This window comes from Amycolatopsis sp. EV170708-02-1 (assembly GCF_022479115.1).
GTDB lineage: Bacteria > Actinomycetota > Actinomycetes > Mycobacteriales > Pseudonocardiaceae > Amycolatopsis.
On record NZ_CP092497.1, the window covers coordinates 4688624 to 4703791 of the forward strand.

Sequence of the window (15168 nt, forward strand, 5' to 3'; positions counted from 1 at the left end):
CGGTGCTGCGTGAGCCCGGCGTTGGCCCCGCACCTACGAAAGTCTGGTGTCGGGGATGGCCTTACAAGCGCTACTTCTTGCCGTGCTCCAGCGGAGGAGCGATCTGCGCGCCCGACTTCTCTTCGACGCGCTCGTCGTCCTTCGACTCGACGACCGGCGCCTCGACGACCTCGTCGGTGTCGGTGGCGTCAGTGGCGTCCTCGTCGGTCTCGACGACCGGCTCGACCTTCTCGCGGACGGCCTGGCGCAGCCAGGTGGTCACGACGCCGGGAGCGACCTCGAGGTCGATCGTGGTGTCGGCGGAGGCGTCGGCGACAGTCGCGTAGAGACCGGAGGTGGTCATCACCCGGTCACCGGGAGCCAGGCTCGAGAGCAGCTCCTGCTGCGCCGCCGCCGCCTTCTTCTGCTTACGGGTGCCCATGACGAGCGGAATCGCCACAACGAGCATCAGGAGCAGCGGCAGCAATAACTGGTTCATGATTCTCCATTTCGAGCGGACGCCGCGCGGTGCGCTGTTTTGTCCGGTTTGGCGGGGTGTGCTCTCCCCGAGTGTGCCAGGTGCCAGCGGAAACTCCACCACCACCCGTCGTCACCACGGGCCTCGAACCGCGTGAACGGTCCGTTCAGTCCTGGTCGAACAGGGTCGGGCCGCCCTGATCACCGTGCGTGGTACCGGCCGGAGCCGGCAGGCCGAGGTGCTCCCACGCGGCCGCTGTGGCGACCCGACCGCGAGGAGTGCGGGCGAGCATACCGGCGCGGACCAGGTAAGGCTCACACACCTCTTCGACGGTGGTCGGTTCTTCCCCCACCGCGACGGCCAGCGTCGACACGCCGACCGGGCCGCCGCCGAAGGAGCGGACCAGCGCGGTCAGCACCGCGCGGTCGAGCCGGTCGAGGCCGAGTTCGTCGACGTCGTAGACCTCCAGCGCGGCACGGGCGATCTTGCGCGTGACCTTGCCGTCCGCCCGGACCTCGGCGTAGTCGCGCACCCGGCGCAGGAGCCGGTTCGCGATCCGGGGTGTGCCGCGGGACCGGCGGGCGATCTCCGCACAGCCGTCCCGGTCGATGTCGATGTCGAGGATCGTGGCGGCGCGGCGGGCGACGAGTTCGAGTTCGGTGTCGCTGTAGAACTCCATCTGGCCGGTGAAGCCGAACCGGTCGCGCAGCGGACCGGTCAGCGAACCGGACCTCGTCGTGGCCCCGACCAGCGTGAACGGCGCGATCTCCAGCGGGATGCTGGTGGCGCCTGGCCCCTTGCCGACGACGACGTCGACGCGGAAGTCCTCCATCGCCAGGTACAGCATCTCCTCGGCGGGGCGGGCGATGCGGTGGATCTCGTCGATGAACAGGACGTCGCCGGGTGCCAGGTTGGACAGCATCGCGGCCAGATCGCCCGCGCGTTCCAGCGCCGGTCCGGAGGTGATGCGGATGGCGGCGTTGAGCTCGGCGGCGACGATCATCGCCATACTCGTCTTGCCCAGTCCCGGCGGGCCGGACAGCAGGACGTGGTCCGGCGGGACACCTCGGCGCCGCGCGCTTTCCAGCACGAGTTCGAGCTGCTCACGCACGCGTGGCTGGCCGACGAACTCGTCGAGCTTGCGCGGGCGCAGCGTGGTCTCGACCTCGCGTTCGCCGGTCTGCGACAGCGCCGAGAGCGTCTCGTCGGTTTCGAACTCCGTCACGGCCTCATAGTCCATGTGGCCGTCTACCGCTTACGCCCGAGGGTGGCCAACGCGGCGCGCAGCACGGACGACGTCGTGTGGCCTTCGCCCTCGCCGAGCACCTTGTCGACGGCCTGTTCGGCCTGTTTGGCCGGGAAGCCGAGGCCCGCGAGCGCTTCGACGACCTCGCCCCGCAGCGCGCCGGGCGCGACGACCGACGGGGAACCGTCGGTCGGGCCCGCGAGCGCGGTGACCTTGTCGCGCAGTTCGAGCGTGAGCCGCTCGGCGCCCTTGCGGCCGATGCCGGGCACCTGGGTGAGCACGGTGATGTTGCCTTCGACCAGCGCGGAGCGCAGCTTGTCGGGATCGAGGACGGCGAGTGTCGCGAGCGCGAGCCGCGGCCCGATCCCGGAGACCGTCTGCAACAGGCCGAACAGCTCGCGGGCGTCGGCGTCGGCGAAACCGAACAGCGTCAAGGAGTCCTCACGGACCACGAGCGCGGTGTGCAGCATCGCCTGCTCGCCGCGGCGAAGCGTCGCGAGGGTGGCGGGAGTGGCCTGCACGGCGAAGCCCACTCCCCGACCTCGATCACGACGTGGTCGAGACCGATGGAGAGGATTTCACCGCGTACCGAGGAGATCATCGAGCCGCTCCTTGCGCTTTCGCTTCTTTGGCCGCGGCGGCGAGCCTGGCCTTGTGGTTCTTGGCGATCTCGGCCGCCCTGGCCTCGGCTTCGGCGAGCCGGACGCGCATCGGCTCGCGCCACAGGTGGCAGATGGCGAGCGCGAGCGCGTCCGCGGCGTCCGCCGGATGCGGTTTGACCTCGAGGCCGAGCAGCCGCATGACCATACCGGTGACCTGCGCCTTGTCCGCACGGCCGGAGCCCGTGACGGCGGCCTTGACCTCGCTCGGGGTGTGGAACACGACCGGCAGCCCGCGCTTGGCCGCGGCGAGCGCGACGACGCCGCCCGCCTGCGCGGTGCCCATCGCGGTGCGCACGTTGTGCTGCGCGAATACCCGCTCCACGGCGACGGCCTCGGGTTTGTAGCGATCCATCCACCGCTCCACGGCGTCGGAGATCCCCAGCAGGCGCACGGCGAGATCGGCGTCGGCCGGAGTCCGCACGACGTCGACGGCCACCGGGCGGACGGTGCGGCCCGTGCCACCGTCGACCACTCCGAGCCCGCACCTGGTCAGACCGGGGTCGACCCCGAGTACCCGCACGCGTTTTCCTCCGCTCCGGCGAACATCAGTTCGAGATCCGAGGCTACCCGGAGCGGGCTCCGGGCAAGATGAGGACATGCCGAGTCCCGACGACTTCACCGCTCATCTGGGTCTTCAGCCGTTGCCCGTGGAGGGTGGCCGCTGGGCACAGAGCTGGCGCGACGACAGCGCGTCCGCGATCTACTACCTGCTCGCACCGCCGGAAACCTCGGCGCCGCACCGGTTGGACCGGCTGGAGGTCTACGCCCACCACGCCGGCGCGCCGGTGCGGATGCTGCTGCTGTTCCCCGATGGGCGTGTTTCGCGGCCGATGCTGGGGCCGGACGTCGCGGCCGGTCAGCGTCCGCAGGTGGTGGTGCCGGCGGGGGTCTGGCAGGCGTCGGTGAGCACCGGTGAGTGGAGCCTGGTCGGGACCGTGGTGGTGCCGCCCTATACGGACGACTGCGTGGAGTTCCGGCCGGCGGCGGCTTTGGCCGCCGAATGGCCGGAGGCGGCTGCGGACCTGGAGCCTTGGCTGAAGTGAGCCTGAAGTCCGTGAGGGCCTCCTTCACTACCTTCAGGGTAGGCAAGGAGGCCCTCACGGACCGTAGCCCGGACTCCGGCAGATCCGCCCTCGCAAGTACGTGAAGGACTCCTTATTTGCGCCTAGCGCCGTGAAGGGGTCCTTCATGTACTTGGGCGGGCGTTGAAGGGGCCCTTCACGCGCAGCCGTTGTGGCTTGTGGGGCCACTGTGATGCCGATGGAGTCCGTGAAGGCCTCCTTGAGGGACTCTGGGTCCCTCAAGGAGGCCTTCACGGACTTACCCCAGAGCCCTCCAAGCACCTCCGAACGCCATGAACACGCGCAGTGGCGGCTCAGGGGCCGTCGACGCCCGGCGTCCAGCTCTCCGGGTCACCGGATTCGGTCAGCACCGGCTGGTACCGCGCGAAGCCCTCGGGCGCGTCCGGATGCCACGGGAAGTGCCCGTCCGGCGTGGCGACGATCAGCTGCAGCGCCGGGAAGTCCCCGTCCGGGTAGATCAGGAACGCGCTCCCGAAGTACTCGGGATAGTGCCCCTTCGCGACCCGTTCGAAGACCACCGGCGCGCCCTCGAAGAAATCGTCGTAGCGCTTGCCGACTTCGAAGATCTCGCCGGCGGCCGCCCGGTCGACGTAGGCGTCGAGCAGGACCGGCCCCATGTGCTCGGGCAGTCCGATCACGACCGCTTCCGCGACGTTGTGCAACGCCCAGGCGCACGCGGTGAAGCAGAAGGGCGCTTCCTCCTCGTCGCCTTCGACCGCGATGACCGCGTTCCCTCTCGCCTTCGCCTGTCCCTCGATCCACTGGATGAGTTCGGTTTCTTCGGCGGTGAGGGCGTCGGCTTCGGAGGTCGTCACGCGCGACATTGTGCCCCACGCGAGCGCCCGCACCTAGCCCCGGGACCGATTTTCCGCGGCATGGCGGGAAAATCGATCAGCCGACCTCGGCCATGACCTCGTCGGACACATCGAAGTTCGCGTACACGTTCTGCACGTCGTCGCAATCCTCGAGCGCGTCGATGAGCTTGAAGACCTTCTTCGCGCCTTCGACGTCCAGCGGGACGCTGACCGACGGAAGGAACGTGAGATCCGCGGACTCGTACTCGAAACCGGCTTCCTGCAAGGCTTTCCGGACCGGGACGAGGTCGGTGGCCTCGGAGACGATCTCGAAGTTCTCGTCGAGGTCGTTGACCTCTTCGGCGCCCGCGTCGAGAACGGCCATGAGGACGTCGTCCTCGCCGGCGTCACCCTTGGGCATGATCACGACGCCCTTGCGGTTGAACATGTAGGCGACCGAACCCGGGTCGGCGAGCGAGCCGTTGTTCCGGGTGAGCGCGGTGCGCACCTCCATGGCGGCGCGGTTCTTGTTGTCGGTGAGGCATTCGATCAGCACGGCCACACCGTTCGGGCCGTAGCCTTCGTAGGTGATGGTCTGCCAGTCGGCGCCACCGGCCTCTTCACCGGCGCCGCGTTTGCGGGCGCGCTCGATGTTGTCCTGCGGGACCGAGTTCTTCTTGGCCTTCTGGATGGCGTCGTAGAGCGTCGGGTTGCCGTCCGGGTCGCCACCGCCGGTCCGGGCCGCCACCTCGATGTTCTTGATCAACCGGGCGAAGAGCTTGCCGCGCTTCGCGTCCAGGTTGGCCTTCTTGTGCTTCGTGGTGGCCCACTTGGAGTGGCCGCTCATCTCTCCTCCATCTACTCCTGTGCCCGCCGCTGAGCACAGTGTCGGTTTGCTTAAGCCTGTCGCACGAGGTCGACGAACAGCCTGTGCACGCGTTCGTCCCCGGTGAGTTCGGGGTGGAACGACGTGGCGAGTACCGCCCCCTGCCGGACCGCGACGATCCTAGCGGCCGCGTCCTCGGAGCCCGGCATTTCGGGGACACTGGCGAGTACCTCGACCCCGTCGCCCGCCTTTTCGACCCACGGGGCGCGGATGAACACAGCGTGCACCGGGCCGCCTTCGATACCGGTGAAGTCGAGGTCGGCCTCGAAGGAGTCCACCTGCCGCCCGAACGCGTTGCGCCGGACGACGACGTCGAGCCCGCCGAGTTGCCGCTGGTCAGGCCGTCCGTCGAGGGCCTGCCGGGCGAGCAGGATCATCCCGGCGCAGGAGCCGAACGCGGGCATCCCGTCCGCGATGCGCTCGCGTAGCGGTTCCAGCAGTTCGAAGGTCTCCAGCAGCCTCGACATGGTGGTCGACTCGCCACCGGGCAGCACCAGACCGTCCACTTCGGACAGTTCGGTCGCGCGACGGACCGGCAGCGCCCGCGCGCCGGCGCGTTCCACCATCGCGGCGTGCTCCCGCACGTCGCCCTGCAGTGCGAGCACGCCGACCACCGGCCGTGCCCCCGTCGCGATCGCCACCCGACCTCCCGAAAGACCTTCCCCTTAGCTTAGGCGCCTCGGGGAAGGGCCAGGTCAGGGGACCCCGGCCAGCCTCAGCAGGGCGGCGGTCGCGGCGGCCGCGACGACGACCAGCGCGAACGGCGCCTTGCGCCAGGCCAGCACGCCGCCGACCAGCACCCCGGCGGGCCGGGCGTAGCCGGCGAACTCGTGTCCCTCGGTGAGCGCGGCGACCGCGACCAGTGCGGCCAGCAGGACGACGGCCGAGCGCGCCATCAGCTTCTCGGCCTTGGGCGACACGGTGAACCGCGCCTTCAGCACCGGCCCGGCGAACCGGAAGGCGAAGGTCCCGGCGGCGAGCACACCGCCGGCGATGATCAGTTCCAGCGGATCCATCAGTGCACTCCCTCGGGTTCGCGTTCGGCGGGTTCCTTGGCCGCCACCCCGGCCAGCACGCCGACCAGCGCGAGCAGTACCGGCAGCCCGGCGGGCAGGAACGGCGTCGTGGCCAGCGCGACGGCCACGCCGACGAGCACCGGCAGCCGGGCCGCGCGGTCGCGCAGCGACGGCAGGACCAGCGCGAGCAGGACCGCCGGGAACGCGGCATCGAGCCCGAAGGCATCGGTGTCGCTGATCGCCGTCCCGGCGTAGGCCCCGGCGAGGACGCCGACGTTCCAGCAGACGAACAGGCCGATCCCGCACACCCAGTACGCCGCCTTGCGCCGCTCTTCGTCGCGCTGGGCCAGGGCGAACGCGACCGATTCGTCGATCATCAGGTGACTGCCGACCACCCTCGACGACCACCGCTTCCCGAGGACGTCGCCGATCGCGAAGCCGAACGGCAGATGCCGGGCGTTGGCCAGCAGACCCGCCGCGACGGCCGCGACCGGGCTCCCACCGGCGGCGATTATGCCGACGAACATGAACTGCGAGGCACCGGCGAAGACCAGCACGGAAAGCAGCATCGGCGCCCAGATCGGGAAGCCGGAGCCCACCGCGATGGCGCCGTAAGAGATGCCGACGATGGTGTCGGCGAGGCAGACCAGCCCGATGTCACGGAGAAGATCGCGCCCCAGGACACGAGTGGTTGTTCGCCATATCGAACGCATAGCGTCATACAATGAACGAACGCAGCCGTGTTCGTCAAGGCGAACGCAACGACCGATGGAGCGAACGCATGTCCCCGACCGCGTCCGACGGTGCCCCACTGGACGTCATCGCCATGTCCCTGCGCCGGGAACGCGCCCGCACCGGGCTGTCCCTCACCGAGGTCGCCAAACGCGCGGGCATCGCGAAATCGACGCTCTCCCAGCTGGAGTCCGGCACCGGGAACCCGAGCGTCGAGACGATCTGGGCGTTGTGCGTCGCACTCGACGTCCCGTTCTCGCGAGTGGTCGAGCCGGAACGCCCCCGCGTGCAGGTCATCCGCTCGGGCAGCGGCCCGACGGTGTTCGCCGAACACGCCGACTACGCCTGCACGCTGCTCAGCTCGTGCCCGCCCGGCGCCCGGCGCGACGTGTACCTGATCCGCGCCGAGCCCGGGAAACCGCGGCTCTCGGATCCGCATATGAGCGGCATCGTGGAGCACATCGTCCTCAGCGCGGGCCGTGCCAAGGTCGGACCGCTGGACGAGCCGATCGAACTGCTGCCCGGCGACTACATCTGCTACCCCGGCGACGTGCCGCACATCTTCGAGGCGCTCGAACCGGGCACGTACGGCGTGGAGATCGCCGAATACACCTGATCAGGCCGGCTCCTCCGCCTTCTCTTCGGTGACGTCGGCCAGTTTCCAGCCGCCCCTCCGCCGCAGCACCAGGACGTAGTACGCGACGGACAACAAGGCGACGCAGGCGGTGACGATCAGGCTCGGCCGTCCGACCGCCGGGTCGAGCACGTTCTGGTAGACCACGAACACCAGGACGCCGAGCGCCAGCACCGGCGCGACCGGGAACCACGGCATCCGGTACTTCGCGTGCGCGGTGGCGCCGGTGCGCCTTCCGACGATCGCGCCGAGGCAGAGCGCCGCGTAGACGGCCACGATCGACGTGCTGGTCACCACCAGAAGCAGTTTCGGGTCGACGAAGCAGAGCAGCGCGGCCACCAGGCCGGTGCCGACGGTGGCGACCCACGGCGTCCCGAACTTCGGATGCACCGCGGCCAGTGCCCGGTTGACCGGCGAGGGCCAGGCGCGGTCGCGGCCGCTGCTGAACAGCATCCGTGAGCTGATCAGCACGATCGCCAGCACGGCGTTGATGATGGCGAGCGCCACCGCCAGGCCGATCACGGTGTCGAGGGTGCCGCCGCCGCGCGAGCCGATGAAGTAGGACAGCATGTTCTCCGAGGCGAACAACGCGTTCAGGTCGGGCGCGCCGAGCAGGACCGCGGTCACCGGGATCAGCTCCGCGAGCACCGTGATGCCGAGGGCCATCAGGATCGCGCGGGCGATGCCGCGCGAGGCGTCCTGCGTCTCCTCGCCGAAATACACCGCCGAGCCGTAGCCGTTGTAGGCGAAGATCGCGACCGACGTGGCGATCGCGATGGCGCCGACCGTGGCCGGTCCCCCGTCCGAGGCGACCGGATGGGCCAGCAGTTCACTGAACGAGCGCGCCGGGTTCAGCAGTCCGAGCGCGCTGACCACGATCAGCGCGAGGATCTCGATCGCCAGGAAGATCCCGGTGACCCAGGCGTTGAGCTTGATGTCGAACACCCCGACGACGGCCGCGACCACGCAGGTCACGGCGGCGATCACCGAGCCGGGCACGCCGGGCAGGAGCACTCCGAGATAGGTGCCGACGCCGAGCGCGATCACCGCGACGATGAGCACCTGCGTGATGATCATGAGGCCGAGTACCGCGAAGCCGGGCAGGCGGCCGAGCGTGCGGGTGACGATCGCGTACTCGCCGCCCGCCAGCGGGAAGGCCGACGCGAGTTCGGCGTAGACGAAGGCCATGAACACACCGACGACCGCGGCGGCCACGAAGCTGTAGAAGGCGCCCGTCCCGGCGCCGGAGATCACCCCCGGCGCGATGATGAAAACCGATGAGGCCGGACTGATCGCGGAGAGCGTGATGAGCAGCGTGCCGAGGGTGCGCAGACCGCGGCGCAGGGCGGGAGTGGACACGGCCGACCTCCTACAAGGTAGGTTCCTTGAATCTCCTTCGAAGAACTGTTGAGCACGCATCAAAGGCCCTCCACGGTGTGACGTCAAGAGCTGATCGCGCGCAGCTCTTGCGTTTTTCGAACAAGATTCGAAGAATGAAGCCATGGCGAGACCGAGCAAGGCACCGGAGCGACGGGCCGAACTGATCGAGGTGGCCAGACAGGCCGTCCTCGACCGCGGCGTGCTGAACCTGCGGCTGAGGGACGTCGCCGAGGGCGCGGGCCTCTCGCCGGGTTCGGTCCTGTACTACTTCCCCACCCTCGCCGATCTGCTCCAGGAGGTGCAGCGCGAGGCGGTGGCGCGATTCTGCTCGGCGAGGGAGCGATCCGCGAGCGCGACGACGAAGCCGTCCGACCGGCTGCGGGCGATGATCCGCAGCGGGCTGCCGACCGGTCCCGACGACGAACTCTGCGTGCTGCTCTACGAACTCGGCACGATCGCGCGCCGCGATCCCGTGTACGCCGCCCGGCACATCACGCTCTACGAGCAGCAGGTGCGGATCTACACCGGCATCCTCGAAGCGGGCGCGGCCACCGGCGAGTTCACGCTGACCGCGGATCCGGTGTCGATCGCGCGGAACCTCGTCGCGCTGGAAGACGGCTACGGCCTGCACCTCACCCAGGCCGTGCCGACGCTGGAAATCGCCACCGCCGAAGCGATGTTGCTCTCCTACGCCCGCACAGCCACCTCGAACCCCTTGGAGGACCGTCCATGACCCGCGCCCGCGACCTGGGTGTCCCGCTGCCCGGCCGGACCGGCGAGCACAACGCGCTCACCGACGTGCCCGGCGTCGAGATCGGTTTCACGACCCTCGTCGAGGGCGAATCGGTGCGCACCGGCGTCACCGCCGTCCTGCCTCGCGGACGCGAGGACTTCGCCGTGCCGTGCGCGGCCGGGACGTACGCCCTCAACGGCAACGGCGAGATGACCGGCACCGCCTGGCTGGCCGAGACCGGTTCGCTGACCCTGCCGGTGCTGATCACCTCCACGCACGCCGTCGGCGCGTGCCATCGCGGCACGATCGACTGGGTCGTGCGCGAGCGGCCCGACGTCGCCGCCGAATGGCTGCTGCCGGTGGTCGCCGAAACCTGGGACGGGTACCTGAACGACAGCACCGCACCGACCATCCACAGTGGACACGCCATCGCCGCGATCGATGCCGCGCGGCCGGGCCCGGTCCGCGAAGGCTCCGTCGGCGGCGGCACCGGGATGACCTGTTACGGCTTCAAGGGCGGCACCGGCACGGCCTCCCGCGTCGTGTCCTATGGGGACGACGAGTACACCGTGGGAGCGTTGGTACAGGCCAACTTCGGCTCACGTCGCGAACTCACCGTCGCGGGCGAGCACGTCGGCGTCGAGCTCGGCGCCGACAACCCGATGGAGGAGGCCTGGGCGGCGCCGGCGGGTGCCGGGTCGGTGATCGTGATCGTCGGCACCGACGCTCCCCTGCTGCCCGGGCAATGCACGTCGCTCGCCCGCCGTGTCCCGCTCGGCCTCGCCCGCACGGGCACCGCGGGTTCGCATTTCTCCGGCGACCTCTTCCTGGCGTTCAGCACGGCGAATCCGGGGGCGCTCACCAGCCGGTTCCCGCAGACGGGCGAAGCCGAGTACGAAAGCATGCGGTTCGTCCCGTGGGGCAGGCTCGATCCCTTCTTCGAGGCCGTCGTGCAGGCGACCGAGGAAGCGGTGCTCAACGCGCTGTTCTCGAACGACGAGATGACCGGTCACCGCGGGCACCGGGTTCCCGCGCTGCCGACCGGGCGGTGGCGCTAGTGCCGCGTGTCGAACGTGTCACGGGCGCGTTGGTGGCGGGGTGAAGGCTCCCTTCGCCGCGTCTAACGCGGTGAAGGGAGCCTTCACCCCGGTCACTTCCCCACCCGTACCGACGACGAACCTCCAGCTCGGGTGCGCTAGGTCCTGATCAGCACCTTCCCCGACGGCGGCCGGTCGCCGGATCTCGCGCGGATTCGCGCGAGATCCAGCCGGACCCGCGAGGCGCAGATCTCGTCGGAAAGCGAGTCGAGTAGGTCGAGCGCGCGGCGCAGGCACGACATCGCGCTCCGCCGGTCGTCGCGCCGCAGATGCAGTTGTCCCCGCCTGCGCAGGACGAGCGCCGTGCGATGCGGGTCGTTCAGCTCGGCGCAAAGCCGCGCCGCCTCGTCCAGTTCCGCCTCGGCCTCGTCGAGAAGACCGAGGTCGGTACTCGCGACGGCGGACGAGGTGTGCGCGTGCGCCATGCCGAGCACGTCACCGATCTCGCGGAAGACGGCCAGCGCCCGGCTCGCCGTGGCGCGCGAGGTTTCCGGTCGCCCGGCCGCCCGCGCGAGCACGCAGAGCCCGGTCAGCGCCCTGGCCCGGCCCGCCCGGTCGCCGATCCGGTCGCTGATGCGGCACGACTCGGTGAGCGCTTCGCACGCCGTCCGGAAGTCGTCCCGGTACAGGTGGATCTGGCCGATTCCCCGCAGCAAGGCGGCTTCCCCGCGCGCGCATCCCGACTCCCTCGCCGCGGCGAGCGCGCACCGGTGGCACCGTGCCCATTCCGCGTACAGTCCACTGTGGTCGAAGTACGACGCGGACACGACGGCGAGTTCCCAGGCGAGCTCGCCGAGGCCGGCGTCCGCCGCGTGCGAGACGGCGGCCTCCAGCGCGGGCACTTCGTCCCGGAACCATGAGAGCGGTTCGGCCACCAGCCCTGCGTCGAGCGAGGTCCTGGCCGCGGTGCCGGGTTCCGGTCGCAACACGCTGCGGGACAATCGGTCCGCGGCCTTCTCCGCGAGCCAGAGCCAGCCGCCGAGCACCCGCTCGGTCGTGTCCGCGCGGTCCTGCTCCGGTTCGGTGGCGACCTCTTCGACGGCGAACGCGCGCAAGAGATCGTGCACCCGGTAACGGGGAGCGCCGGTGGCACGCGGGGCTGGCTGGACCATGTTCCGATGCCGCAGGTCTTCCAGCGCGCGAGCCGTCACTTCGGGCGCCCCGTCGTCGGCGAGCGCCGCCGCCCAGGCCGGGAAGTCGGCCGGAGGCAGCAAACCCAGCCTGCGGAACAGCCGCTGCCGGTCCGGCGCCAGCTGCCGGTAGCCGAGGGCTAGACTGCCGCGGACGGCGAGATCCCCTGTGCACAGCCAATCCAGCCGCCGTCGTTCGACCGACAGCTCCCCCGCGACGTCGGCGAGCCGCCAGCCCGTGCGGTCGCCGATCCGGCTGCCGACGATCCGCAACGCCAGCGGGAGCCCGCCGCAGTGTTCGAGAACCTGTTGCGCGGCAACGGGGTCTTCGTCGATCTCGGTGAGTTTCGCGAGCAGGGCCGCCGCGTCGGCCGCCGGCAGGACGTCGACCGGGACCTGTCTGCCGAGTTCGAGCCCGGCCAGGACCAACCGGCTCGTGACGATCACCGCGCAGCCGCCACCGGCGGGCAGCAACGGCCGCAGCTGGGCCTCACCGGCGGCGTCGTCGAGGACGAGCAGCACGCGGCGCCCATGGACCAGGCTGCGGAACAGGCAGGCGCAATCGTCGACGTCCGCCGGGATCCCGTCGGTCGGCACGCCGAACGCGCGCAGAAACCCGGCGAGCACGGCCTCCGGAGACCGGGGCTCGTTCGTGGTCCCGCGCAGGGCCGCGTACAACCTGCCGTCGGGATAGTCGTCCGCGACCTGATGCGCGAGCCTGATCGCGAGCGACGACTTCCCGATCCCGCCGGCGCCGGTCAGCAGCACCACGGGTGGGGTTTCGCGGCCGTCGTCCCGGCGCAGTTCCGCCAGCAGATCCGCGATCAGCGCGTCCCTGCCGACGAAGTCCGGGATGCCCGGCGGCAGCTGGCTCGGCACGGCGGGTTCCTGGTACGCGGGATACTCGCGCGTCGTCCCGCCCTGGCCGTCGCGCAGGATCTCGCAGTGCAGGGAGCGGATCGACGGCGAAGGCTCGACCCCGAGTTCGTCCACCAGCCTGCGACGCCATCCAGCGTAGACGTCGAGCGCCTCGGCCACGCGGCCTGCCCGGGCGAGCGCGGTCATCAACAGCCCGCAGACCCGTTCCCGGAACGGGGCGGCCGTGAGCAGGTCACGAAGTTCGGGCACCAGCCGGTCGTGCTCGCCGAGCCCGAGTTCGGCCTCGGCCTTGTCCTCCAGAAGCGAAAGCCGTTCCTCCTCCCAGCGCGCGACGACCTCGGCCGCGGCGGGGATCCCCGCCAGTACCGGCCCGCGTAGGAGTTCGAGCGCGTCCCGGAAGTGCCGGGCCGCCTCGCGGTGGCGGTCACGGGCCAGCAGTTCACGACCCCGCGCGGCGAGGCAGGTGAAGCGGCCGGTGTCGGTGTCCTCCGGCCGCGCGTCGAGCTGGTACGCCGCTCCCCTGGTCAGGATCGGCTGTTCGCCCCGTGGCGAGCGCAAGGCGCGGCGCAGGCCCGAGATGAGCCCCTGGATCTGGACCTTCGCCGATGCGGGCGGCGTTTCGCCCCACAGCTCGTCGATGATCCGGCTCGACGGCACCGGGCGGCCCGCCTCGATCAGCAGGAGCGCGAACACCCGGCGCGCCTGTGGCGGGCCGAGCGGCAGGTCCGTGCCCTGCCACTCGGCCGCGGGTTCACCGAACAGGCGATAGAAATAGAGGTTCTTTTCCTTCACCGATTTCTCCCCCAGTAAATCGAGACACCCCAGTCGAGAGTCTCAGAAATATCCGGGGGCGGCGTCCGGCATTCGAAGGAACACCTCGCTCAGCAGGCGCCGGCCGACGTGTAAATTCTCAACGAACTCGCCTGGTCGTTGTCGGCGTTCCCGACATACGACGACTGCGAGTTCGCCTGCATGCAGCGGCTGGTCCCGCTGCCGATGTTGTAGTACCAGCGGGCGTCGACGGAGCGCCGGTTGTGCCAGGACGACATCTGGTCGTTGAATCCGTAGTCGACCAGATTCTTCAGCCCCGGGTCCCGGAACTGCAGCCGCCGTCCGCCGAAGTCGCGATGCTCGTACAGGCACACGTAGTTCGCCTGGCAGTTGCTGGCCGCGCTGGACGACAACGACAGCGTGGTCTCCCCGCCGTTCCAGACGATCTGGTCGCCGACGACCTTCCACCCGGGAGCCAGCTTCGCCGCGTCGACCCCGGCCGACTTCAGGGCGGCCGCCCCGTCCGTCGCGGCCGAAGCGGGCGTCGCCACGAGTGCCGCCGCGATCGCGGCGGCCCCCAAAGCGGCGGAAACGAACCGAAGAGTGCGCATTTGTCCTCCTTGATCCCGGCGTGCCCTCCGCACGCCGGAATCAAGGTCCCGCGCCCCGCTTCCCGATGCCTAAGCAGTCGAAAAGGGAACGCGATCCAGGTGCTTAGATTCGCTGGTCGCCGATCAGAGCCAGTCCGCCTCGATACCACGGGCGCGCAACGACTCCAGCGCCTCTTCGTTGCCCGTGAAGAGCAAAGTCATCGACTTCAGGTTCGGAAAGTGGGCGACGTCGGCGAACTCGTCGACGTCGAACAGGGAGTCCTCGCCGTCCCAGTTCGGCGCGATCTCCAGATAGATCTCGTTGCCGCCGTCCATCTCGATCTCGGTGATCTTCTCCGCGAGCTCCGCGGGAACCTCGAGCTCCGCGAAGTAGGCCAACGCCTCGGGGACCGCCTCGACGCTCCCGGCGTCGTAGGTGAAGCCCTTCTCGGCGGCGTACTCCCGCAGGTCGAACTTCGGGAGGAGTTCCTGGTTGTACATCAGTTCTTGGACCACGGCGAGCTTGAAGTTGGGGTCGGCGAACTGGATCGTCTGGCTCATGCCCGGACCTTATCGGCCGGCCTGCCCGATCGGGTCGGCTTCCGGGCAAATGGTCCGATGGCAGGATGGTGGCCTGATGACCACACTGACACTCGAAGACGCCCGGAAGGGCCTCGCCTCGCAACCGTTCAGCGTCCTGCTCGGCGCCAGGGTGGCGTCCTTCGGCGACGGCGCGGCGGCACTGGAACTCGACATCCGCGAAGACCTGTTGCAACAGAACGGATATCTCCACGGCGGCGTACTCGCCTATGCCGCGGACAACGCGATCACCTTCGCGGCCGGGACCACACTGGGTCCGGATGTCCTCACCGGCGGCTTCAGCATCGACTATCTGCGGCCGGCACAGGGGATCCGGCTCGTCGCGGAGGCGCGGGTCCTGCACAGCGGCCGGCGTCGGGCAACGTGCCGCTGCGACCTGCACGTCATCGGCCGGGACGGGACCAAGACGCTCACCGCCGCGGCACAGGGAAGCGTGCTGACCAGGAACGGCCCGACCCGCTGATCGACGCGGAACGGCC

17 protein-coding genes and 1 pseudogene are annotated in these 15168 nt (G+C 69.9%); 5 read left to right on the forward strand and 13 right to left on the reverse strand.

Annotation, left to right across the window (positions count from 1 at the left end; all coding sequences use genetic code 11):
* Positions 1-70: 70 nt before the first annotated feature.
* The 4 genes and pseudogenes from yajC to ruvC form a co-directional block, all read right to left on the reverse strand.
* A complete protein-coding gene (gene yajC / locus MJQ72_RS21275) occupies positions 71-478 on the reverse strand; it encodes a preprotein translocase subunit YajC (protein WP_016334756.1) in 408 nt (135 codons plus the stop codon).
* Between the two features lie 145 nt (positions 479-623).
* Positions 624-1697: a Holliday junction branch migration DNA helicase RuvB gene (ruvB, locus tag MJQ72_RS21280; protein ID WP_240601109.1), complete on the reverse strand. Its 1074-nt coding sequence runs from the start codon at positions 1695-1697 to the stop codon at positions 624-626.
* An 8-nt stretch (positions 1698-1705) separates the two neighbouring features.
* Positions 1706-2304 (reverse strand): annotated as a pseudogene (gene ruvA, locus MJQ72_RS21285) (Holliday junction branch migration protein RuvA).
* Positions 2301-2885 (reverse strand): crossover junction endodeoxyribonuclease RuvC, encoded by a 585-nt coding sequence (gene ruvC, locus MJQ72_RS21290; protein WP_240601110.1) that lies wholly within the window; start codon positions 2883-2885, stop codon positions 2301-2303. The pseudogene ruvA and the gene ruvC overlap by 4 nt, the downstream one beginning before the upstream one ends.
* A gap of 76 nt (positions 2886-2961) precedes the next feature.
* Here ruvC and MJQ72_RS21295 point away from each other — a divergent pair, with 76 nt between their 5' ends.
* A complete protein-coding gene (locus MJQ72_RS21295) occupies positions 2962-3408 on the forward strand; it encodes a cupin domain-containing protein (RefSeq protein WP_240601111.1) in 447 nt (148 codons plus the stop codon).
* A gap of 332 nt (positions 3409-3740) precedes the next feature.
* Here MJQ72_RS21295 and MJQ72_RS21300 read toward each other — a convergent pair whose 3' ends face one another.
* The 5 genes from MJQ72_RS21300 to MJQ72_RS21320 form a co-directional block, all read right to left on the reverse strand.
* Complete coding sequence (locus tag MJQ72_RS21300; protein ID WP_219151447.1) at positions 3741-4271, reverse strand: DUF4262 domain-containing protein; 531 nt, start codon at positions 4269-4271, stop codon at positions 3741-3743.
* Positions 4272-4338: 67 nt separating this feature from the next.
* Positions 4339-5088, reverse strand: a complete 750-nt coding sequence (locus MJQ72_RS21305; RefSeq protein WP_016334762.1) for a YebC/PmpR family DNA-binding transcriptional regulator — start codon at positions 5086-5088, stop codon at positions 4339-4341.
* Between the two features lie 50 nt (positions 5089-5138).
* Complete coding sequence (gene pdxT, locus MJQ72_RS21310; protein ID WP_315860890.1) at positions 5139-5768, reverse strand: pyridoxal 5'-phosphate synthase glutaminase subunit PdxT; 630 nt, start codon at positions 5766-5768, stop codon at positions 5139-5141.
* A 54-nt stretch (positions 5769-5822) separates the two neighbouring features.
* Positions 5823-6143: an AzlD domain-containing protein gene (locus MJQ72_RS21315; protein ID WP_007034928.1), complete on the reverse strand. Its 321-nt coding sequence runs from the start codon at positions 6141-6143 to the stop codon at positions 5823-5825.
* A complete protein-coding gene (locus MJQ72_RS21320; protein ID WP_037338952.1) occupies positions 6143-6856 on the reverse strand; it encodes an AzlC family ABC transporter permease in 714 nt (237 codons plus the stop codon). Before MJQ72_RS21320 ends, MJQ72_RS21315 begins: the two co-directional genes overlap by 1 nt.
* A gap of 68 nt (positions 6857-6924) precedes the next feature.
* On the opposite strand from MJQ72_RS21320, the gene MJQ72_RS21325 reads away from it, so the two are divergent.
* Entirely contained in the window at positions 6925-7491 is a 567-nt protein-coding gene (locus tag MJQ72_RS21325) for a helix-turn-helix domain-containing protein (RefSeq protein WP_037338954.1), read from the forward strand.
* Here the strand turns inward: MJQ72_RS21325 and MJQ72_RS21330 are convergent, their stop codons facing one another.
* Entirely contained in the window at positions 7492-8868 is a 1377-nt protein-coding gene (locus tag MJQ72_RS21330; protein ID WP_240601112.1) for an APC family permease, read from the reverse strand. It lies immediately after the preceding gene.
* A 142-nt stretch (positions 8869-9010) separates the two neighbouring features.
* Between MJQ72_RS21330 and MJQ72_RS21335 the strand changes: the two genes are divergently transcribed.
* Together MJQ72_RS21335 and MJQ72_RS21340 are read left to right on the forward strand one after the other, a co-directional pair.
* A complete protein-coding gene (locus MJQ72_RS21335; protein WP_240601113.1) occupies positions 9011-9622 on the forward strand; it encodes a TetR/AcrR family transcriptional regulator in 612 nt (203 codons plus the stop codon).
* The gene (locus MJQ72_RS21340; protein WP_240601114.1) at positions 9619-10680 is read left to right on the forward strand and encodes a P1 family peptidase; all 1062 of its coding nucleotides are present in this window, start codon (positions 9619-9621) and stop codon (positions 10678-10680) included. Before MJQ72_RS21335 ends, MJQ72_RS21340 begins: the two co-directional genes overlap by 4 nt.
* Before the next feature lie 137 nt (positions 10681-10817).
* Here the strand turns inward: MJQ72_RS21340 and MJQ72_RS21345 are convergent, their stop codons facing one another.
* The 3 genes from MJQ72_RS21345 to MJQ72_RS21355 all read right to left on the reverse strand — a co-directional run bounded on the left by MJQ72_RS21345 (position 10818) and on the right by MJQ72_RS21355 (position 14650).
* Positions 10818-13520 carry a BTAD domain-containing putative transcriptional regulator gene (locus MJQ72_RS21345; RefSeq protein WP_240601115.1) on the reverse strand — a complete coding sequence of 901 codons (2703 nt, stop codon included), beginning with the start codon at positions 13518-13520 and terminating at the stop codon, positions 10818-10820.
* An 89-nt stretch (positions 13521-13609) separates the two neighbouring features.
* Positions 13610-14110 carry a peptidase inhibitor family I36 protein gene (locus tag MJQ72_RS21350; RefSeq protein WP_240601116.1) on the reverse strand — a complete coding sequence of 167 codons (501 nt, stop codon included), beginning with the start codon at positions 14108-14110 and terminating at the stop codon, positions 13610-13612.
* Positions 14111-14233: 123 nt separating this feature from the next.
* Complete coding sequence (locus MJQ72_RS21355) at positions 14234-14650, reverse strand: DUF6892 domain-containing protein (protein ID WP_240601117.1); 417 nt, start codon at positions 14648-14650, stop codon at positions 14234-14236.
* A 76-nt stretch (positions 14651-14726) separates the two neighbouring features.
* On the opposite strand from MJQ72_RS21355, the gene MJQ72_RS21360 reads away from it, so the two are divergent.
* Positions 14727-15152: a PaaI family thioesterase gene (locus tag MJQ72_RS21360; protein WP_240601118.1), complete on the forward strand. Its 426-nt coding sequence runs from the start codon at positions 14727-14729 to the stop codon at positions 15150-15152.
* Positions 15153-15168 lie beyond the last annotated feature (16 nt).